Origin of the sequence: Streptomyces sp. NPDC102406 (assembly GCF_044765725.1) — a bacterium.
Classification (GTDB): domain Bacteria; phylum Actinomycetota; class Actinomycetes; order Streptomycetales; family Streptomycetaceae; genus Streptomyces.
In genome coordinates this window covers 1,476,104-1,494,461 of sequence record NZ_JBIWKP010000001.1, presented here as the reverse complement: position 1 = coordinate 1,494,461, position 18,358 = coordinate 1,476,104, and the positions used below count along the sequence as shown (strand labels likewise).

The window sequence follows — 18,358 nt, the reverse complement described above, 5'->3', positions numbered from 1 at the left end:
GACGCAGGAGTTAGGGTGGCCGACGTAAAGCACTCGCGGGAGCCCGTACGCAGCGGGCTGAGAGGGAGGCTGGAGCGGCCTCCGACCGTACGAACCTGATCCGGGTCATGCCGGCGAAGGGAGGGGCTGGACGCCCATGTCGCGTACTCCACCCGAAGCCACCGACGTACTGGTCGTCGGGGGCGGCGTCATCGGTCTGGTCACCGCGTGGCGCGCCGCGCAGCGCGGTCTGTCCGTCGCGGTCGTGGACCCCGGACCCGGCGGCGGGGCCGCCCAGGTGGCGGCCGGCATGCTGGCCGCCGTCACCGAACTGCACTACGGCGAAGAGACCTTGCTCGCGCTGAACGTCGAGTCCGCGCGCCGCTATCCCGCGTTCGCGGCCGAGCTGTCCGAGGCGACCGGCCAGGACCTCGGCTACCGCGCCTGTGGCACGCTGGCGGTCGCCCTGGACGCCGACGACCGGGCGCACCTGCGTGAACTGCACGCCCTGCAGGAGAAGTCGGGCCTGGAGTCGGAGTGGCTGTCGGGCCGCGACTGCCGCCGCCTGGAGCCGATGCTCGCGCCGGGCGTGCGCGGCGGCCTGCGGGTCGACGGTGACCACCAGATCGACCCGAGGAGGCTCGCGGCCGCCCTTGTGACGGCCTGTGAGCACGCGGGCGTGGTCTTCCACCGGACCTGGGCCGAGCGGCTCTCCGTCGTACGGGACCGGGCGCGCGGTGTCCTCCTGGCCGACGGCACCGAGGCGGCGGCCGAACAGATCGTGCTCGCGGCGGGCAGTCGCAGCGGGCGGCTCGCGGGCGTCCCGGACGAGGTGCTGCCCCCGGTCCGCCCGGTCAAGGGCCAGGTGCTGCGCCTGACGGTGCCCCGCGCGTACGCGCCGTTCCTCAGCCGCACGGTCCGCGCGGTCGTGCGCGGCAGCCACCTCTACCTGGTGCCCCGGGTCAACGGCGAACTCGTCGTGGGCGCCACCAGCGAGGAGCTCGGCTGGGACACCACCGTCACGGCCGGCGGGGTCTACGAACTGCTGCGGGACGCCCATGAACTGGTCCCCGGCATCACGGAACTGCCCCTGACCGAGACCTGCGCGGGTCTGCGCCCCGGCTCGCCCGACAACGCCCCGCTCCTCGGCCCGACGGCCCTGCCCGGCCTCCTCCTCGCCACCGGCCACCACCGCAACGGCGTCCTCCTCACGCCCGTCACCGGGGACCTCATGGCGCACGTCCTGACCACCGGTGAACTCCCCGAGGAGGCCCGCCCGTTCACCCCCGGGCGGTTCTCCGGCCCGGGTGATCTCAGTAGTGACGCCTCCCTGGAGCAGCCCGCATGAACGTGTCCGTCAACGGTGAACCGCGCGCGGTGAGCACCGACACCACCCTCGAAGCCCTCGTCACCACACTCACCACGGCGCACTCCGGCGTCGCCGCCGCCCTCAACGAGACCGTCGTGCCCCGCACCCAGTGGTCCGCGACCCCGCTCGCCGACGGGGACCGCGTCGAAGTCCTCACCGCCGTACAAGGAGGCTGACCCGCCATGGCCGACGACGCTTTCGTCCTCGCGGGCGCCACGTACTCCTCGCGCCTGATCATGGGCACGGGGGGCGCCCCGAGCCTCGACGTCCTGGAACGCGCCCTGACCGCCTCCGGCACCGAACTCACGACGGTGGCGATGCGTCGCGTCGACGCGACGGTGCACGGCTCGGTCCTGTCGGTCCTGGAGAAGCTCGGCATCCAGGTCCTTCCGAACACGGCGGGCTGCTTCACGGCGGGGGAAGCGGTCCTGACGGCCCGCCTCGCGCGCGAGGCGCTCGGCACGGACCTCGTCAAGCTCGAGGTCATCGCCGACGAACGCACTCTCCTGCCGGACCCGATCGAGCTCCTGGACGCCGCCGAGACCCTGGTCGACGACGGCTTCACGGTCCTGCCCTACACGAACGACGACCCGGTCCTCGCCCGCAAACTGGAGGACGTGGGCTGCGCGGCGATCATGCCGCTCGGCTCCCCGATCGGCTCCGGCCTCGGCATCCGCAACCCGCACAACTTCCAGCTCATCGTCGAGCACGCGCGCGTGCCGGTGATCCTGGACGCGGGCGCGGGCACGGCCTCCGACGTGACCCTCGCCATGGAGCTGGGGTGCGCGGGTGTGATGCTCGCCTCCGCGGTGACCCGCGCCCAGGAACCGGTGCTCATGGCCGAGGGCATGCGGCACGCGGTGGAGGCGGGCCGGCTGGCGTACCGCGCGGGCCGCATACCCAAGCGGCATTTCGCCGAGCCGTCCTCGCCCACCCGGGGCCTGGCCCGCCTCGACCCCGAGCGCCCGGCCTTCTGACAGGGTCACAGCTCTGCTGCAGTACGGGCCCGGTCCCGCAGCGGGCCCGGGCCCTGTCAGTCGCTCCTCGTAGACTCACCTGCGTGGACACGACCCTTCAGGACCCGTTGCTCGGGCACGTGCTCGACGGCCGGTACCGCATCGACGCACGCATCGCGGTCGGCGGGATGGCCACGGTCTACCGGGCCGTGGACACCCGCCTCGACCGCGTGCTCGCACTCAAGGTGATGCACCCCTCCCTGGCGGCCGACGTGTCGTTCGTCGAGCGTTTCATCCGCGAGGCCAAGTCGGTGGCCCGCCTCTCGCATCCGAACGTCGTGGGCGTCTACGACCAGGGCGCCGACGGCGCGTACGTCTACCTGGCGATGGAGTACATCGCGGGCTGCACGCTCCGCGACGTCCTGCGCGACCGTGGCGCGCTCAGGCCCCGGGCCGCGCTCGACATCCTGGAGCCGGTGCTCGCCGCGCTCGGAGCGGCACACCGCGCGGGCTTCGTGCACCGCGACATGAAGCCGGAGAACGTCCTGATAGGGGACGACGGCCGGGTGAAGGTCGCGGACTTCGGCCTGGTCCGCGCCGTGGACACCGTCACGAACACCACGGGCACGGTCCTCGGCACGGTCTCCTACCTGGCGCCCGAGCAGATCGAGGACGGTACGACGACGCCCGGTGTGGACGTCTACGCGTGCGGAGTGGTCCTCTACGAGATGCTGACGGGCGGCAAGCCGCACTCCGGCGACACCCCGGCGCAGATCCTCTACAAGCACCTCCACGAGGACGTTCCCCCGCCCTCCGCGGCCGTGCCCGGCCTGCCCCTCCCCCTCGACCACCTGGTCGCGTCGGCCACCGCCCGCGCGCCGCAGGCCCGGCCGCACGACGCGGTGGCGCTGCTCGCCCATGTGCGGCAGGCCCGGGCGGCGCTGTCCGACACCGAGCTGGACGCGGCGCCCCCGCAGGCGCGGGACGTGCAGGATGCCGGGGCGGACGACCGTACGAGCGTGCTCCCGCGCGCGGTGCAGATGCCGCTGCCCCCGGAGGAGGACGGCTTCCACCGCACGAGCCGCCTGGAGAGCCCACCGCCGCCTCCCGCCCCCGCCCGCCGCACGGCCGGCAGGCCACGACGCGGCAGGTTCGCCATCATCGCGGCGCTTGTGCTGATCCTCGGCCTGGGCGCGGGCGTCTGGTACATCAACGCGGGCCAGTTCACCAAGGTCCCGCGCCTGCTGGCCAAGACGGAGGCCCAGGCGAAGCAGCGGCTCGACGAGGTCGGGCTGCACCCCGGCGGCAAGATCACGTACAAGTACAGCGACGCGTACAAGCGCGGCACCGTCATGGCCACGGACCCCGAGCCGGACGCCCGTATCCGGGACGACGGCACGGTGAACCTGACGGTGTCCAAGGGCCCGGAGAAGGTCAAGGTCCCCGACCTGGAGGGCACACCCCTGGCCACGGCCAAGAGCGACCTGAAGAACCGCGGCCTTGAGCCCGGCATGGTCACCAGGGAGTTCAGCGACGAGGTCCGCAAGGGCTCCGTGATCAGCACGGACCCGGACGCGGGCACGACCCGCACCTCCGGTTCCGCGGTCGCCCTGGTCGTCTCCAAGGGCGCCCCGGTGGACGTCCCCGACGTGACGGGCGAGTCCGAGGACGACGCGGTGACCGAGCTGGAGGACGCGGGCCTCAAGGCGGAGATCGCCACGCGGAGAATCCACTCCGACGAGGACAAGGGCGACGTGGCCCGCCAGTCCCCCGCCGACGGCCAGGTCGCCGAGGGCGCGACGGTGACCCTGACGATCTCCGCGGGCCCCCCGATGATCGAGGTCCCGGACGTCGAGGGCATGAGCGTCGACGACGCCCACGCCAAGCTGGAGGACGCCGGTTTCGAGGTCGACGAGGACCGCGGCCTCCTGGGCCTCTTCGGCGACACGGTCAAGAGCCAGTCGGTGGACCCGGGCGAAGAGGCCCCGAAGGGCTCCACGATCAAGATCACCATCCGCTAGGACCCGGCCCACCACCATCGATCGGACGCATACGGCCGGGCGGAGCCGAAGACGAAGGCGGCGAACCACGGCCCACCACCGGCCGTCATCCGCGTACGAGACGGGAGGGGTCGACCGGGGTATGTGCGCGCGCAGCACAGCAACACGCGGTAGCGGAGCCCGAAGCAACCGGCGAGGCCATCAAGATGGCGAGCACGGACATACCCCGGGCGGCCCCGCACCCACCCCCACACCTGTCGGACCGAACCGGAAGGCCGCCAACGCACACCAGACGGCCACCCTCCCTTCAATGCGCACGCACACGCACGCCGACAAGGCGCACCCCGCACCCCCGCACCCGTGACACCCTGGACCGGGTGAACAGCAGCACTCGCTCCCGCAACCCCGTCGGCGGCCACATCCCCGTGGCCGGCGGCCTGGCCACCGTAGGCCTCTCCTACGCCCAGGACGTCCTGGCCGAAACCGTCCAGGTCTTCGTGGCCAACCCGCGCGGCTGGGCCACCCCTCTCGGCAACCCCAAGCAGGACGAGGCGTTCCGCGCCCGCTGCGCCGCCGAGGACATCCCGGTCTACGTCCACGCCCCCTACCTGATCAACTTCGGCTCGCACACCGAGGCCACCGTGGAGAAGAGCGTCGTGTCGATGCGGCACTCCCTGCGCCGCGCCCGCGCCATCGGCGCCCTCGGTGTCGTCGTCCACACGGGCTCGGCGACGGGCGGCCGCGACAGGGCCGACGCCCTCGCCCAGGTCCGCGAGCACCTGCTCCCCCTGCTCGACGAGCTGACGCACGACGACGACCCCTTCCTCCTCCTGGAGTCGACCGCGGGCCAGGGCGCGTCCCTCTGCTCGCGCACCTGGGACTTCGGCCCGTACTTCGACGCCCTGGACCACCACCCGAAGCTGGGCGTCTGCCTCGACACCTGCCACATCTACGCGGCCGGTCACGACCTCGTCGCCCCGGGCGGCATGCGCCAGACCCTCGATCTGCTCGTGGACACGGTCGGCGAGGGCCGCCTCAAGCTGATCCACGCCAATGACTCGAAGGACGTCGTGGGTGCCCACAAGGACCGCCACGAGAACATCGGCTCGGGTCACATAGGGGCCGCGCCCTTCCAGGAGCTGATGGCGCACCCGGCGACGGAGAACGTCCCGCTGATCGTGGAGACGCCGGGCGGCAAGGAGGACAACGCGAAGGACATCGCCCGCCTCAAGGAACTCCGCCAGGGACTGGCCGCACTCCCCGATCTCCCGAACATGATCGGCAGTACCCCCTAGGGGTATACGGGATATACGGGTCCCCCATCGGAAACACCCGCGACGGAACCAGGGGGGACACGGCGAGATCCTGGGCGGCGCCGGCGGCGTCACTGGCGATCGCCTTCGTGGTGACGACGCCGGTCAACCGCTGGATGATCGACCGCGGCAAGGGCCACGCGGTAGTGCACCAGTACCGCCCCTGACCACACCCGCCACCAAACCCACGACCGACGAGCGACGGCCAACGGCCGACGACCAGGCCCCTACAGCTCAGGCCCCTCCCCAGGCCCTTCCTGGTACGAGTACCGCTGCTCACGCCACGGATCACCCACATTGTGGTACCCGCGCTCTTCCCAGAACCCCCGCCGATCCGCGGTCATGTACTCGACCCCGCGCACCCACTTCGGCCCCTTCCAGGCGTAGAGGTGCGGAACGACGAGCCGCAGCGGAAATCCGTGCTCGGCGGTGAGCAGTTCCCCACCCTTGTGGGTGGCGAAAATGGTGCGTTCGGCGGCGAAGTCGGACAGCCGCATATTGGAGCTGAACCCGTACTCGGCCCAGACCATGACGTGCGTGACGGCGGGGTCGGGGGGCGCCAGTTCGAGGATGGTGGAGGCCCGTACGCCGCCCCACTCGGCGGCGAGCATGCTGAACTTGGTGACGCAGTGCAGGTCGCCCACGACGGTCGCGTAGGGCAGCGCCGAGAACTCCTCGTGGTTCCAGCAGTGCTTGTCGCCGTCGGCGGTGGCACCGAAAACCCTGAACTCCCACCGCTCGGGCCGGAACTTGGGCACAGGGCCGTAGTGTGTGACCGGCCAGCCGCGCTGAAGACGCTGTCCCGGCGGAAGCTCCGGCTGCACTGCTCCCCCAGACTCGCTACCCACCGGATGACCCATGCCTCCATCCTGACAGAAGCTGAGCGGTGACCATGACCACGAGGGCACGGACGGGCCGTGACCGAGCTGCGATTGGGGCAACTCGTACTAAGCGTGCACTTACTGGACGGGTCTGGGCGCCAGTGCGAGGATGCGCGAAATCTGCCGACTCCACCATGTGGAAGGAGCCTCTGCGATGCAGGGCGACCCCGAGGTCATCGAATTCCTCAACGAGCAGCTCACGGGCGAGTTGACGGCCATCAACCAGTACTGGCTCCACTACCGGATCCAGGACAACAATGGCTGGACCAAGCTCGCCAAGTACACCCGTGCCGAGTCCATCGACGAGATGAAGCACGCGGACAGGCTGACGGAACGCATCCTCTTCCTCGACGCCCTGCCGAACTACCAGCGACTCTTCCACGTGCGCGTCGGGCAGACCGTCACGGAGATGTTCCAGGCCGACCGTCAGGTGGAGGTCGAGGCGATCGACCGGCTCCGGCGCGGCATCGACGTGATGCGGGCCAAGGGCGATGTGACGTCGGCGCGGATCTTCGAGGACATCCTGGAGGACGAGGAACACCACATCGACTATCTGGACACCCAACTGGAGCTGATCGAGAAGCTCGGTGAGGCGCTCTACCTGGCGCAGCAGATCGAACAGCCGGACAGCTAGGCGGCTTCCGGCAGCCGCTGCGGTACGCCGGGGTCAGCGAGCGAGCCCTGCTCCGCCGATCCGGTCCGCGGGTAGGCACCTCGCCCGAGCAACGCCTGTATCCGGCGGACGCACGAGCCGCAGTCGGTGCCGGCCTTGCAGGCGGAAGCGATCTGGCGCGGGGTGCAGGCACCGCCCGCCGCGTGCCGCTTCACCTGGTCCTCGGTCACACCGAAGCAGTTGCAGACGTACATGCGGGCTCACCTCCCCGTCGGGGTTCCAGGGCGTCGCCACCCCGATCCGTTCTCGGTGAGGCTAGCCTAACCATACCCGTAGGGCCAGACACACAAAAGTGCCGTGGGGCGCGGATCCCTGTGATCCGCGCCCCACGGCGCTGTACGTCAAACCATCACCGCGCCGTTCACTGATCCCGGTACATCTCCGCGACCAGGAACGCCAGGTCCAGCGACTGGCTGCGGTTGAGACGCGGGTCGCAGGCCGTCTCGTAGCGCTGGTGCAGGTCGTCGACGAAGATCTCGTCGCCGCCGCCCACGCACTCGGTGACGTCGTCACCGGTGAGCTCGACGTGGATGCCGCCCGGGTGGGTGCCCAGCGCCTTGTGGACCTCGAAGAAGCCCTTGACCTCGTCGAGCACGTCGTCGAAGCGGCGGGTCTTGTGGCCCGAGGCCGCCTCGTACGTGTTGCCGTGCATCGGGTCGGTGATCCAGGCGACGGTCGCGCCCGAGGCGGTGACCTTCTCGACCAGCTCGGGCAGCTTGTCGCGGACCTTGTCGGCGCCCATGCGGACGATGAAGGTCAGCCGGCCCGGCTCACGGTCCGGGTCGAGGCGCTCGATGTACTGGAGCGCCTCCTCGGCCGTCGTCGTCGGGCCGAGCTTGATGCCGACCGGGTTGCGGATCTTCGAGGCGAACTCGATGTGGGCGCCGTCGAGCTGGCGGGTGCGCTCACCGATCCAGACCATGTGGCCGGAGACGTCGTACAGGTTGCCCGTCCGCGAGTCGACGCGGGTCAGCGCCGACTCGTAGTCGAGCAGCAGCGCCTCGTGGGAGGCGTAGAACTCGACCGTCTGGAACTCGGCCGGGTCGGTGCCGCAGGCCCGCATGAAGTTGAGGGCGTTGTCGATCTCGCGGGCGAGCTGCTCGTAGCGCTGGCCGGACGGCGAGGACTTCACGAAGTCCTGGTTCCAGGCGTGGACCTGGCGCAGGTCGGCGTAGCCGCCGGTGGTGAAGGCGCGCACCAGGTTCAGCGTCGAGGCGGACGCGTGGTACATCCGCTTCAGGCGCTCGGGGTCCGGGATGCGGGCGGCCTCGGTGAACTCGAAGCCGTTGACGGAGTCGCCGCGGTAGGTCGGCAGCGTGAGGCCGTCGCGGGTCTCGGTCGGCTTGGAGCGCGGCTTGGAGTACTGCCCCGCGATCCGGCCGACCTTCACGACCGGCACGGAGGCGGCGTACGTCAGTACGGCGCCCATCTGGAGCAGCGTCTTCAGCTTGTTGCGGATGTGATCCGCGGAGACGGCGTCGAAGGCCTCGGCGCAGTCGCCGCCCTGGAGCAGGAACGCCTCTCCCTTGGCGACGGCCGCCAGTCGGGCGCGCAGCTGGTCGCACTCGCCCGCGAAGACGAGCGGCGGATACGACTCGAGGTCCGCGATCACATCGCGCAGAGCCTCGGCATCGGGGTACTCGGGCTGCTGCGCCGCGGGCAGGTCTCGCCAGGTGTTGCCGGCGCTGGCGCTGGTCTTAGCGTTCACGGTCACCTCGACAACATTACGGGGTCCCATGCGGCGTCCATCCCTCCGCTCATCTTTTGAGACAGGTGAGGGAGAGGCGCTTCACATGAGCCGGGGTTCGGGTACGGTGGCGCCCATGTTCGCTCAGTCTCTGACCCGCACCTGGTGGTGGACCGCACATCCGGCGGCCCACTGACTGCGCGTTCCCGAAACCGCGAAGGCCGCCCGAGGGGCGGCCTTCAGTGTTTTCCGACACCGGCTGTCCCTCCGGACGACGACTCCCGAACGTCTCTGGAAGGAAACCCAGCCGATGTCCGCACCGTCCGTGCTCGACAGACTCCTCGCCGACGACCGCCCCTTCGCCCTGCTGCGCCGCCGCACCCCCGGCCGTGACCACGACACCGTCGAGGTCCTGACCGGCCCGGTCGGGGAGTACGAACGGCTCGCGGACATCCCCGAGGGCCTGGCGCTCGTCCCGTTCCGCCAGATCAGGGAGCGCGGCTTCGACGTCCGCGACGACGGCACACCGCTCACGGTCCTCACGCCCGAGGAGTCGTACGGGATTCCGCTCGCCGAAGCCCTCGAAGGGCTCCCGCGCCACGACGTCCGGGTCCGGGACGGCGGCTTCGACGTCGACGACGACACGTACGCGGAGATCGTCGGGCGTGTCCTGCGGGAGGAGATCGGGCGGGGCGAGGGCGCGAACTTCGTGATCCGGCGGACGTACGAGGGGGAGATCCCGGGGTTCTCGCGCGCCGACGCCCTCGCGCTGTTCCGGCGGCTGCTCGACGGGGAGCGGGGCGCGTACTGGACGTTCGTCGTGCACACGAGGGAGCGGACGCTGGTCGGCGCGAGCCCTGAGGTGCATGTGCGGATGTCCGGCGGCACCGTCGTGATGAACCCCATCAGCGGGACGCATCGCTATCCCGCCGGCGGGCCCACCCCCGACGACCTGCTCGGCTTCCTCGCCGACGGCAAGGAGATCGAGGAGTTGTCGATGGTCGTCGACGAGGAGCTGAAGATGATGTGCACCGTCGGTGACATGGGCGGTGTCGTCATCGGGCCGCGGCTGAAGGAGATGGCCCATCTGGCGCACACCGAGTACGAGTTGCGGGGGCGGTCGAGCCTCGACGTGCGGGAGGTGCTGAAGGAGACGATGTTCGCGGCGACGGTCACCGGGTCGCCCGTGCAGAACGCGTGCCGCGTGATCGAGCGCCACGAAGTGGGTGGGCGCGGCTACTACGCGGGCGCGCTGGCCCTGATCGGCCGGGACGCGGGCGGCGCGCAGACCCTGGACTCCCCCATCCTCATCAGGACCGCCGACATCGACGCGGCCGGGCGTCTTCGGGTCCCGGTCGGCGCGACCCTGGTGCGCGGTTCCGATCCGGCGGGCGAGGTCGCGGAGACCCACGCGAAGGCCGCCGGGGTGCTGGCCGCCCTCGGGGTGCGTCCCGGGCGCCCGCGCGAGGAGAGCACGCGGCCCGCGCTGGCCGACGACCCGCGGGTGCGGGCGGCTCTCGACGGGCGGCGCGCGTCGCTCGCCCCGTTCTGGCTGCGGATGCAGGAGCGGGAGGCCGCGTTGAGCGGGCACGCGCTGGTCGTCGACGCCGAGGACACCTTCACCGCGATGCTGGCGCACGTGCTGCGCTCCTCGGGGCTCGACGTGTCGGTGCGGCGTTACGACGAGGAGGGGCTGCGGGACGCAGTCCTCGCGCACGAGGGGCCCGTCGTGCTGGGGCCCGGCCCCGGCGACCCGTCCGATCTCGGCGCTCCCAAGATGCGGTTCCTGCGGTCGCTGACGGCCGAGGTGATCGGCGCGCACCGCCACGGCGTGCTCGGCGTCTGCCTCGGGCACGAGCTGATCGCGGCCGAACTGGGCCTGGACATCGTCCGCAAGGAGGTGCCGTACCAGGGGGCGCAGGTCGGCATCGATGTGTTCGGGCGGGCCGAGACCGTCGGGTTCTACAACAGCTTCGTGGCCCGCTGCGACGACGACGCGGCCCGCGAGCTGGCCGCGCACGGCGTCGAGGTCAGCCGGGACGCGGTCGGCGGCGAGGTGCACGCGGTGCGCGGGCCGGGCTTCGCGGGCGTGCAGTTCCACCCGGAGTCGGTGCTGACGCTGCGCGGCGCCGGGATCGTACGGGACCTCGTGGGTCAGGTGGCGGCGGGGACCAGCACGTTCTCGGAGCGGCGGCCCGCGAGGTAGTCCAGGACGTTGCGCACCGTGGCGTCGACGATCTGGCCGACGGCGTCCACGGTGTAGTACGCCTGGTGCGAGGTGACCAGGACGTTCGGGAACGTGACGAGGCGGGCCAGGGTGTCGTCGTCGACGACCTCCAGGGACTTGTCGAGGAAGAACAGGCCCGCCTCGGCCTCGTACACGTCGAGGCCGACGCCCGCGAAGCGGCCCTCGCGCAGTTCGGCGACGAGGGCCTTGGTGTCGACGAGGCCGCCGCGACTGGAGTTGACGAGGATCGCGTCGTCCTTCATGGAGCGCAGGGCGGCGGCGTCGACGATGTGCTCGGTGGCGGGCAGCAGCGGGACGTGCAGGCTGATCAGGTCGGCCTCGGCGAAGAGGCGCTCCTTGTCGACGTACTTCATGCCGAGGGCCACGCACTCCGGGTTCTCGGCGATGTCCCAGCCGAGCAGGTTCATGCCGAAGCCGTGCGCGATGCGGGTGAACGCCTCGCCGATCTTCCCGGTGCCGAGGACGCCGACGGTCCGGCCGCGCAGGTCGCGGCCGAGCAGGCCGTCGAGGCGGAAGTCGAAGTCGCGGGTGCGGGTGCTGGCGCGGACGATGCGCCGGTTGACGGCCATCGCGAGGGTCCAGGCGAACTCGGCCACCGAGTACGGCGAGTAGTACGAGACCCGGGAGACGGTCAGCCCCAGGCGCTCGGCGACGTCCAGGTCGATGTTGTTGAAGCCGGTGGAGCGCTGGGCGATCAACTGCGTGCCGCCCGCCGCGAGGCTCTGGAGGACACGGGCGTTCAGGGTGGCGTTGACGCTGGTGGAGATGACCTCGTGACCGGCCGCGATCGGGGCGGTGTCCTCGTTGAGGAAGACGTCCAGACAGCGGACGTCGTGGTGGCCCTCGAACGCCTTCTCGATGAGGGGTTTCTCGTCGGACTGCACGCCGAATGCGAGGATCTCCATGGGCGCGAGTCTAGGGAGGGCGGGCCGGGACGGCATCCGGACCCCCTCAGCCGAAGAAGACCCCGACCTCCTCGTAGAGCGCCGGGTCGACGGTCTTGAGCCGGGCCGTCGCGTCGGCGATGGGTACACGGACGATGTCCGTGCCGCGCAGGGCGACCATCTTGCCGAAGTCCCCGTCGCGCACCGCCTCGATCGCGTGCAGGCCGAAGCGGGTGGCGAGCCAGCGGTCGAAGGCGGAGGGGGTGCCGCCGCGCTGGATGTGGCCGAGGACCGTCGTCCTGGCCTCCTTGCCGGTGCGCTTCTCGATCTGCTTCGCGAGCCATTCGCCGACGCCCGAGAGGCGTACGTGCCCGAAGGAGTCCAGCGACTCGTCCTTGAGGACCATGTCGCCGTCGCGGGGCATGGCCCCCTCGGCGACCACGACGATCGGCGCGTACGACGACGTGAACCGGGAGGTGACCCAGGCGCAGACCTGGTCGAGGTCGAAGCGCTGCTCGGGGATGAGGATGACGTTGGCGCCGCCGGCCAGGCCCGAGTGCAGGGCGATCCAGCCCGCGTGCCGGCCCATGACCTCGCAGACGAGGACCCGCATGTGGGACTCGGCGGTGGTGTGGAGGCGGTCGATGGCCTCGGTGGCGATCCCGACGGCCGTGTTGAAGCCGAAGGTGTAGTCGGTGGCCGAGAGGTCGTTGTCGATGGTCTTCGGTACGGCGACGACCTTGATGCCGTAGTCGTCGGCGAGCCGGGCGGCGACGCCCAGGGTGTCCTCGCCGCCGATCACGATGAGGGCGTCCACCTCCTGCTTGGCGAGGTTGCCCTTGACGCGGCGGATGCCGTCCTCGGCCTGGAGGGGGTTGGTGCGCGAGGAGCCGAGGATGGTGCCGCCGCGCGGCAGGATGCCGCGCACCGCGGGGATGTCGAGCCGTACGGTGTCCTCCTCCAGGGGGCCGCGCCAGCCGTCGCGGAAGCCGACGAAGTCGTAGCCGTACTCCTGCACGCCCTTGCGGACGATGCCGCGGATGACGGCGTTGAGCCCGGGGCAGTCACCGCCTCCGGTCAGTACTCCGACCCTCATCACGTAACTCCCTTGTCACGGCGAGCAGTTGAGGCAACTGTGCCGCGCGGGGTCACTCATCGTCCAGACCCCGTTCGATGGCGTACCGGACGAGTTCGACGCGGTTGTGGAGCTGGAGCTTGCCGAGGGTGTTCTGGACGTGGTTCTGCACGGTGCGGTGCGAGATGACGAGGCGCTCGGCGATCTGCTTGTAGCTGAGCCCCTTGGCGACCAGGCGCAGCACCTCCGTCTCCCGGTCGGTGAGGCGTGGCGCCTTCGGCTCGTCGGTGTCGGCGGCCGGGGCGGGCTCGGAGGCAAGGCGTCGGTACTCGCCGAGGACGAGTCCGGCGAGGCCCGGGGTGAACACCGGGTCGCCGACGGCCGTGCGGCGCACCGCGTCGACCAGCTCCTCGGTGGACGCGGACTTCAGCAGGTAGCCGGTGGCGCCGGACTTGACCGCCTCCAGCACGTCGGCGTGCTCGCCGCTCGCCGACAGGACGAGGACCCGCAACGCCGGTTCGGCGCCGACGAGTTCCTTGCAGACCCGCACGCCGGGTTTGGCCGGCAGGTTCAGGTCGAGGACGAGGACGTCGGGGCGGGCCGCGCGGGCGCGGCGCACCGCCTGCTCGCCGTCGCCTGCCGTGGCGACCACGTCGAAGCCCGCGGCGGCCAGGTCGCGGGCGACGGCGTCGCGCCACATCGGGTGGTCGTCGACCACCATGACCTTGGTCGTGGCCGCCGTGCCGCCGGTCGTCCCGCTCATCCCGTTCACCGATCCGCCCATGTCTCTTCCCCCGTGCCGTTCATGCCGTCAAGGCCGTTCATGCGGTCACTTCTTCTTCGGTACGTGCAGTTCGACCTCGGTGCCCTGGCCGGGTGTCGAGATCAGTTCGGCGGTGCCGCCGATGTCGCGCAGCCGGCCGCGGATGGACAGGGCGACGCCGAGCCGCCCCTCCTCCTCGGCCTGGGCGAGGCGGCCCTCGGGGATGCCGGGCCCGTCGTCCCGTACGGTCACGATCACCGCGTCCGGGTCGTCCTCGACCAGGATCCACGCGTGCGCGTCCGCGCCCGCGTGCAGCCGTACGTTGTCCAGGGCGGCGCTGACCGCGGCGGCCAGTTCGCGGGCGGCGTCGGTGCGCATCGGGACCGGGGCGCCCGGCTCGGAGAAGGTGACCCGCGCGCCCGCGTGCCGGGCGAGCAGCGGCCTCAGGTCGCACGGCCCGGTGCCGTCGGCGCCCTCGTCGCCGGAGCGGTCCGGTTCGTCCACGGCGCGGACCACGGCGCCCTGTGCCGCGTCCTCGGAGGCGCGGGACGCCGGGGTCAGGCCACCGGCCACCAGGGCGCGCAGCGCGGCCTCCTGCTCGCCCGCCATCCGGCCGATCTCGGCGGCCTCGCCGCCCAGGGCGTTGCCGCGCCGCTGCACCATGGCGAGGACCTGGAGGACGCTGTCGTGGATGTCGCGGGCCAAGCGCTCCCGCTCCCGGGTGGCGGCCTCGATCTCCAGGGCGCGGGCGAGGGTGCGCTCGGAGGCGCGGGCCACCTCGACGACGTAGCCGATGGCGATGGAGGCGATGCAGACGAGCAGCACGTTGTGCAGGGTGCTGCGGCTCAGGCCGCCGCGCTGGACGACGTTGGCGACGCCGACGACCAGGGACGCGGTGGCCGCCCAGCGCCAGCCGCCCTTGAGCGCCCAGGCGAGGACCGCGCCCGCCGTCCAGATCGACGGCAGGGTCGAGCCGCCGTTCACGGCGCGTTCGTGGCCGGCGACCGGCGACAGCAGGATGCCGACGGCGGCGACCGTCAGGTCGGCGGTGAGGAACCGCTTGGTGCAGCGCCCGGCGCCCGACACCTGCGGCAGCGTCGCCAGGGTCCATCCGGCCAGGACGGCGAAGTACGCGACGGCGATCCAGGGCCGGTCGTACACCTCGTAGGCGGAGGCGAAGAGGCCGATCGCGTACAGCATGGTGAGGACGCGGTAGCCGCGCAGGGCGCGCCACAGCGGCTGCTCGACCGACATCCGTACGACCCGTTCGCGTCTGACCGTGTTCCCCATGTCCCCCGCCCCCCGTGACCCGCCCCCGGCGCCTCGCCCTAGGCGCCGCCGCGCTCCTTCTGTGCTTCCTTCTCGGCCTTGGCCGCCTCGGCGATCTGTCGCTTGGCGGCGGTGGCGTACACGTCGACGTACTCCTGGCCGGAGAGCTTCATGATTTCGTACATGACCTCGTCGGTCACCGCCCGCAGCACGAACCGGTCGTTCTCCATGCCCTGGTAGCGGCTGAAGTCGAGCGGCTTGCCGATGCGGATGCCGGGGCGCATGAGCTTCGGCATCACCTTGCCCGGCGGCTGGATCTTCTCCGTGTCGATCATGGCGACGGGGATGACGGGCGCACCGCTGGCCAGCGCCACGCGGGCCAGGCCGCCGGGCTTGCCGCGGTACAGGCGGCCGTCGGGCGAGCGCGTGCCCTCGGGGTAGATGCCGAACAGCTCGCCACGTTCCAGGACGTCCAGGCCGCTCTTGATGGCGGCCTCGCCCGCGCCGCGCGAACCCGAACGGTCCACGGGGAGCTGGCCGACGCCCTTGAAGAAGGCGGCCGTCAGCTTGCCCTTCACGCCGGGCGTCGTGAAGTACTCGGCCTTCGCGATGAAGGTGACCTTGCGGTCGAGGACGGCCGGCAGGAAGAACGAGTCGGAGAAGGAGAGGTGGTTGCTGGCCAGGATCGCGGCTCCCTCGGCGGGAATGTTCTCCATGCCTTCCACCCACGGCCTGAAGCCGAGCCTCAGCGGCCCCCCGATGGCCACCTTCATTGCGCCGTAGATCAACCCACTGCCTTCCCTCGTCCGAGGATCAGACCTTAACCCGCGGGGCCGCCCGGGAGCCCGACGACCCTGGTCGGTGTCAGTCCGGTCGCGTACGGTGAACTGCACGTCCCGCGTTCCTCCCACCTCCCTCTCACCCATCTCCCGAAGCGCACGAATTTCACGAACTGGAGACCGAAGGTGCCGGTCCTTCCCGGAGCCGAGCCGTACCGCCACGAAGGCGGCGAGATCGGCGTCCTCCTCTGTCACGGCTTCACCGGATGCCCCCAGTCGCTGCGGCCCTGGGCGGAGTACCTGGCCGAGCGCGGGCTGACCGTCTCGCTCCCGCTGCTGCCGGGCCACGGCACCCGCTGGGAGGACCTGTCGGTCACCGGCTGGCAGGACTGGTACGCGGAGGTGGACCGCGCCCTGCGCGACCTCACGGACCGCTGCTCACAGGTGTTCGTCGCCGGGCTGTCGATGGGCGGCGCCCTCGCGCTGCGCCTCGCCGCCCACCACGGTGACCAGGTGGCGGGCCTCGTCCTGGTGAACCCGGGGAACAAGGTGCACGGTCTTGCCGCGCACGCCCTCCCGGTGGCCCGGCATGTCGTCCGTACGGTCAAGGGGATCCGCAGCGACATCGCCAAGGAGGGTTCGCAGGAGATCGGTTACGACCGGGTGCCGCTGCACGCCGCGCACCAGTTGCGCCGCTTCTTCCGCGGCGTGGACCGCGAGCTGCCGCAGGTGACCCAGCCGGTGATGGTCCTGCACAGCGTCGAGGACCATGTGGTGCCGCCCGCCGACTCGGCCCGGGTGCTGAGCCGGATCTCCTCCACGGACGTCACGGAGATTCTGCTGGAACAGAGCTACCACGTCGCGACGTTGGACCATGACGCGGACCGGATCTTCGAGGAGAGCTACGCGTTCATCGGCCGGCTCGCTCCCAGTGTCGGCAAGACCCCCAGCGAGGGCGTGACAAGCCCCGGCGAGGGCGCGGAAGGGACGGCGAGCGGTGGCTGAGCAGGAGGAGCGACGGGAGCCCGAGAGCCCGGACAGCCCGGAGGGTTCGGGCGGCCCGGGGAGTTCGGGCGACGCGGGCGGCGGTGAGGGCCGGGACCCGCAGGAGCAGGGCGCGCTCCCGGTCGACGAGGACGCCGTGTGGGCGCAGATCGTCGCCGGGTACGGGGAGGAGCCGCCGGACCCGCCGGGCGCGAAGCCCTTCAAGTCGGTGGAGGATCTGGCGCTCCTTGAGCCGGAGACCAACAGCGCGCTGCCCACGGACCGGGATGAAGTGGACGAGAAGCCGAAGAAGGGCGCCGGGGGCGCGCTCGGCTCGTCGGTCTCCTTCGCGCCGGGCGTGGGCGCCGCCCCGGGCCCCCGGGACCATTCGGTCGCGGAGCCGTCCGACGGCGACCTCGGCGAGGACGACGAGGGCCACTTCGTGCCGCCGGAGCCGCCGCCGCTCCCGGAGGCGGACGTGACGGCCCGGTTCGCGTGGCTGGCCGTGATCGGCGGCCCGGTGCTGCTGCTGCTCTCGGTGCTGCTCGGCTGGTCGATGACCTGGTGGCTCTCGACGGTCTGCGTCGGCGGTTTCCTGGGCGGCTTCGCCACGCTGGTCGCGCGGATGAAGCCGGACGACGACGAGGACGACGACCCGGGGCGCGGCGCCGTCGTCTGACCCGGCGGCGGTACTACGGAACGGCAGGGATCTTGAGGGCGGCCAGGACCGGCAGATGGTCCGTGGCCGCCCTCAGGTCGTGCGCGGGCAAGTCCGCCGGGACGCCGCAGCCGAGGATCTCGATGCCCTCGGTGGTGAGGATGGCGTCGATCCGCTGATGGGGGTCGTCCGGCGTCGAGGTGTACTCGGTGCCCCAGGGGCGGGTGGCCCAGGCGTCGTTCAGGGCGGTGGCCAGGCGGCGGAAGGTGCGTCCGTCGGGGCGCTCGTTGAGGTCGCCGCCGACGACGGCGTGCTCGACGCCCATCGACTCCAGGTGGTCGAGCAGCAGGCCGCCCTGCGCGTACCGCTCGTCCTTCTGGAGGCTCAGGTGGCAGCTCACGACGCCGAGCCGGGCGCCGCCGAACCGTACGACGGCGGTGGCGAGGCCGCGCCGGTGCAGTCCCGGCGTGAGCGGCAGCAGCACGTCCTCGGTCCGCTCGACCGTGGCCCGCAGTGAGCACAGCAGGGCCGGTCCCGCCGCGCTGCCGCCGCCGGAGAGGATCACCAGGTTCGCGGCGCGGGCCAGCCGGGCGAGCTTCTTGCGCCAGCGGAAGAAGCGCGGCGCCTCCTGGATCAGGACCAGGTCGGGGGCGCACGCCTTCATGACGCGGGCGAGGGCGGCGGGGTCGTCGCGCATCGAGCGGATGTTGTAGCTCAGGACGCGGATGACGGCCGAACCGTCGGACGCGGTATGGGAGTTGGGGAGCGAGCCGGAGTCCATGAAGATCAAGATACGCCGGTGCCCGCCGTCCCCGGAGGGAGCGACGGGCACCGAACGGT

General features: G+C 71.5%; 19 protein-coding genes and 1 riboswitch. Of the genes, 10 read left to right on the top strand and 9 right to left on the bottom strand.

Translation table 11 applies throughout. From position 1 onward, the window contains the following. The first annotated feature begins 25 nt into the window (after nucleotides 1-25). Nucleotides 26-139: riboswitch (TPP riboswitch) on the top strand. From thiO to ACIRF8_RS06845, 5 genes are all read left to right on the top strand, one after another. Continuing rightward, the gene (gene thiO, locus ACIRF8_RS06865; protein WP_404211572.1) at nucleotides 137-1,327 is read left to right on the top strand and encodes a glycine oxidase ThiO; all 1,191 of its coding nucleotides are present in this window, start codon (nucleotides 137-139) and stop codon (nucleotides 1,325-1,327) included. Its footprint overlaps the riboswitch before it by 3 nt. Further along, on the top strand, nucleotides 1,324-1,524 hold the full coding sequence (gene thiS, locus ACIRF8_RS06860; RefSeq protein WP_404211570.1) for a sulfur carrier protein ThiS: 201 nt from the start codon (nucleotides 1,324-1,326) through the stop codon (nucleotides 1,522-1,524). Before thiO ends, thiS begins: the two co-directional genes overlap by 4 nt. 6 nt (nucleotides 1,525-1,530) lie before the next feature. Beyond that, nucleotides 1,531-2,325 carry a thiazole synthase gene (locus ACIRF8_RS06855; RefSeq protein ID WP_404211568.1) on the top strand — a complete coding sequence of 265 codons (795 nt, stop codon included), beginning with the start codon at nucleotides 1,531-1,533 and terminating at the stop codon, nucleotides 2,323-2,325. An 83-nt stretch (nucleotides 2,326-2,408) separates the two neighbouring features. Beyond that, nucleotides 2,409-4,325 carry a Stk1 family PASTA domain-containing Ser/Thr kinase gene (gene pknB, locus ACIRF8_RS06850; RefSeq protein WP_404211566.1) on the top strand — a complete coding sequence of 639 codons (1,917 nt, stop codon included), beginning with the start codon at nucleotides 2,409-2,411 and terminating at the stop codon, nucleotides 4,323-4,325. Between the two features lie 356 nt (nucleotides 4,326-4,681). Continuing rightward, the gene (locus ACIRF8_RS06845) at nucleotides 4,682-5,599 is read left to right on the top strand and encodes a deoxyribonuclease IV (RefSeq protein ID WP_404211565.1); all 918 of its coding nucleotides are present in this window, start codon (nucleotides 4,682-4,684) and stop codon (nucleotides 5,597-5,599) included. A 245-nt stretch (nucleotides 5,600-5,844) separates the two neighbouring features. Here the strand turns inward: ACIRF8_RS06845 and ACIRF8_RS06840 are convergent, their stop codons facing one another. Further along, on the bottom strand, nucleotides 5,845-6,477 hold the full coding sequence (locus ACIRF8_RS06840; RefSeq protein ID WP_404211563.1) for a sulfite oxidase-like oxidoreductase: 633 nt from the start codon (nucleotides 6,475-6,477) through the stop codon (nucleotides 5,845-5,847). A gap of 175 nt (nucleotides 6,478-6,652) precedes the next feature. Here ACIRF8_RS06840 and bfr point away from each other — a divergent pair, with 175 nt between their 5' ends. Further along, on the top strand, nucleotides 6,653-7,132 hold the full coding sequence (bfr, locus tag ACIRF8_RS06835) for a bacterioferritin (protein ID WP_324768392.1): 480 nt from the start codon (nucleotides 6,653-6,655) through the stop codon (nucleotides 7,130-7,132). Here the strand turns inward: bfr and ACIRF8_RS06830 are convergent. Further along, complete coding sequence (locus ACIRF8_RS06830; protein ID WP_404211561.1) at nucleotides 7,129-7,365, bottom strand: bacterioferritin-associated ferredoxin; 237 nt, start codon at nucleotides 7,363-7,365, stop codon at nucleotides 7,129-7,131. The genes bfr and ACIRF8_RS06830 overlap by 4 nt on opposite strands. A 167-nt stretch (nucleotides 7,366-7,532) precedes the next feature. Then, nucleotides 7,533-8,885 (bottom strand): class II 3-deoxy-7-phosphoheptulonate synthase, encoded by a 1,353-nt coding sequence (locus ACIRF8_RS06825; RefSeq protein WP_404211559.1) that lies wholly within the window; start codon nucleotides 8,883-8,885, stop codon nucleotides 7,533-7,535. Nucleotides 8,886-8,907: 22 nt separating this feature from the next. Here ACIRF8_RS06825 and ACIRF8_RS06820 point away from each other — a divergent pair, with 22 nt between their 5' ends. Next, nucleotides 8,908-9,054, top strand: a complete 147-nt coding sequence (locus ACIRF8_RS06820; protein ID WP_404211557.1) for a trp operon leader peptide — start codon at nucleotides 8,908-8,910, stop codon at nucleotides 9,052-9,054. 114 nt (nucleotides 9,055-9,168) lie between these two features. Next, the gene (locus ACIRF8_RS06815; protein ID WP_404211555.1) at nucleotides 9,169-11,064 is read left to right on the top strand and encodes an anthranilate synthase family protein; all 1,896 of its coding nucleotides are present in this window, start codon (nucleotides 9,169-9,171) and stop codon (nucleotides 11,062-11,064) included. On the opposite strand, the gene ACIRF8_RS06810 is transcribed toward ACIRF8_RS06815, so the two are convergent. From ACIRF8_RS06810 to ACIRF8_RS06790, 5 genes are read right to left on the bottom strand one after another with little or no spacing between them, the layout of a single operon-like run. Then, a complete protein-coding gene (locus tag ACIRF8_RS06810; RefSeq protein WP_404211553.1) occupies nucleotides 11,013-12,011 on the bottom strand; it encodes a 2-hydroxyacid dehydrogenase in 999 nt (332 codons plus the stop codon). The two genes, ACIRF8_RS06815 and ACIRF8_RS06810, sit on opposite strands and share 52 nt — an antisense overlap. A gap of 46 nt (nucleotides 12,012-12,057) precedes the next feature. Next, complete coding sequence (locus tag ACIRF8_RS06805) at nucleotides 12,058-13,086, bottom strand: 6-phosphofructokinase (protein ID WP_404211551.1); 1,029 nt, start codon at nucleotides 13,084-13,086, stop codon at nucleotides 12,058-12,060. A 52-nt stretch (nucleotides 13,087-13,138) separates the two neighbouring features. Then, a complete protein-coding gene (locus ACIRF8_RS06800; protein ID WP_404211549.1) occupies nucleotides 13,139-13,849 on the bottom strand; it encodes a response regulator in 711 nt (236 codons plus the stop codon). Nucleotides 13,850-13,894: 45 nt separating this feature from the next. Then, nucleotides 13,895-15,118 carry a MacS family sensor histidine kinase gene (macS, locus tag ACIRF8_RS06795; protein WP_404211548.1) on the bottom strand — a complete coding sequence of 408 codons (1,224 nt, stop codon included), beginning with the start codon at nucleotides 15,116-15,118 and terminating at the stop codon, nucleotides 13,895-13,897. Nucleotides 15,119-15,156: 38 nt separating this feature from the next. Then, nucleotides 15,157-15,885, bottom strand: coding sequence for a lysophospholipid acyltransferase family protein (locus ACIRF8_RS06790; protein WP_404211546.1), 729 nt, complete (start codon nucleotides 15,883-15,885; stop codon nucleotides 15,157-15,159). A gap of 177 nt (nucleotides 15,886-16,062) precedes the next feature. On the opposite strand from ACIRF8_RS06790, the gene ACIRF8_RS06785 reads away from it, so the two are divergent. Beyond that, nucleotides 16,063-16,881: an alpha/beta hydrolase gene (locus ACIRF8_RS06785; RefSeq protein ID WP_404211544.1), complete on the top strand. Its 819-nt coding sequence runs from the start codon at nucleotides 16,063-16,065 to the stop codon at nucleotides 16,879-16,881. Beyond that, nucleotides 16,874-17,539, top strand: coding sequence for a hypothetical protein (locus ACIRF8_RS06780; protein ID WP_404211542.1), 666 nt, complete (start codon nucleotides 16,874-16,876; stop codon nucleotides 17,537-17,539). The genes ACIRF8_RS06785 and ACIRF8_RS06780 overlap by 8 nt, the downstream gene beginning before the upstream one ends. 13 nt (nucleotides 17,540-17,552) lie before the next feature. On the opposite strand, the gene ACIRF8_RS06775 is transcribed toward ACIRF8_RS06780, so the two are convergent. Next, nucleotides 17,553-18,299, bottom strand: coding sequence for an endonuclease/exonuclease/phosphatase family protein (locus tag ACIRF8_RS06775; protein ID WP_404211540.1), 747 nt, complete (start codon nucleotides 18,297-18,299; stop codon nucleotides 17,553-17,555). Nucleotides 18,300-18,358: the final 59 nt, after the last annotated feature.

Coding starts and splice junctions, on each gene's coding strand:
- ACIRF8_RS06810 (WP_404211553.1), bottom strand. CDS start 12,011: ATGGAGATCCTCGCATTCGGCGTGCAGTCCGACGAGAAACCCCTCATC.
- bfr (WP_324768392.1), top strand. CDS start 6,653: ATGCAGGGCGACCCCGAGGTCATCGAATTCCTCAACGAGCAGCTCACG.
- ACIRF8_RS06800 (WP_404211549.1), bottom strand. CDS start 13,849: ATGGGCGGATCGGTGAACGGGATGAGCGGGACGACCGGCGGCACGGCG.
- thiO (WP_404211572.1), top strand. CDS start 137: ATGTCGCGTACTCCACCCGAAGCCACCGACGTACTGGTCGTCGGGGGC.
- thiS (WP_404211570.1), top strand. CDS start 1,324: ATGAACGTGTCCGTCAACGGTGAACCGCGCGCGGTGAGCACCGACACC.
- ACIRF8_RS06855 (WP_404211568.1), top strand. CDS start 1,531: ATGGCCGACGACGCTTTCGTCCTCGCGGGCGCCACGTACTCCTCGCGC.
- ACIRF8_RS06815 (WP_404211555.1), top strand. CDS start 9,169: ATGTCCGCACCGTCCGTGCTCGACAGACTCCTCGCCGACGACCGCCCC.
- ACIRF8_RS06775 (WP_404211540.1), bottom strand. CDS start 18,299: ATGGACTCCGGCTCGCTCCCCAACTCCCATACCGCGTCCGACGGTTCG.
- ACIRF8_RS06830 (WP_404211561.1), bottom strand. CDS start 7,365: ATGTACGTCTGCAACTGCTTCGGTGTGACCGAGGACCAGGTGAAGCGG.
- ACIRF8_RS06805 (WP_404211551.1), bottom strand. CDS start 13,086: ATGAGGGTCGGAGTACTGACCGGAGGCGGTGACTGCCCCGGGCTCAAC.
- macS (WP_404211548.1), bottom strand. CDS start 15,118: ATGGGGAACACGGTCAGACGCGAACGGGTCGTACGGATGTCGGTCGAG.
- ACIRF8_RS06840 (WP_404211563.1), bottom strand. CDS start 6,477: ATGGGTCATCCGGTGGGTAGCGAGTCTGGGGGAGCAGTGCAGCCGGAG.
- ACIRF8_RS06820 (WP_404211557.1), top strand. CDS start 8,908: ATGCGGCGTCCATCCCTCCGCTCATCTTTTGAGACAGGTGAGGGAGAG.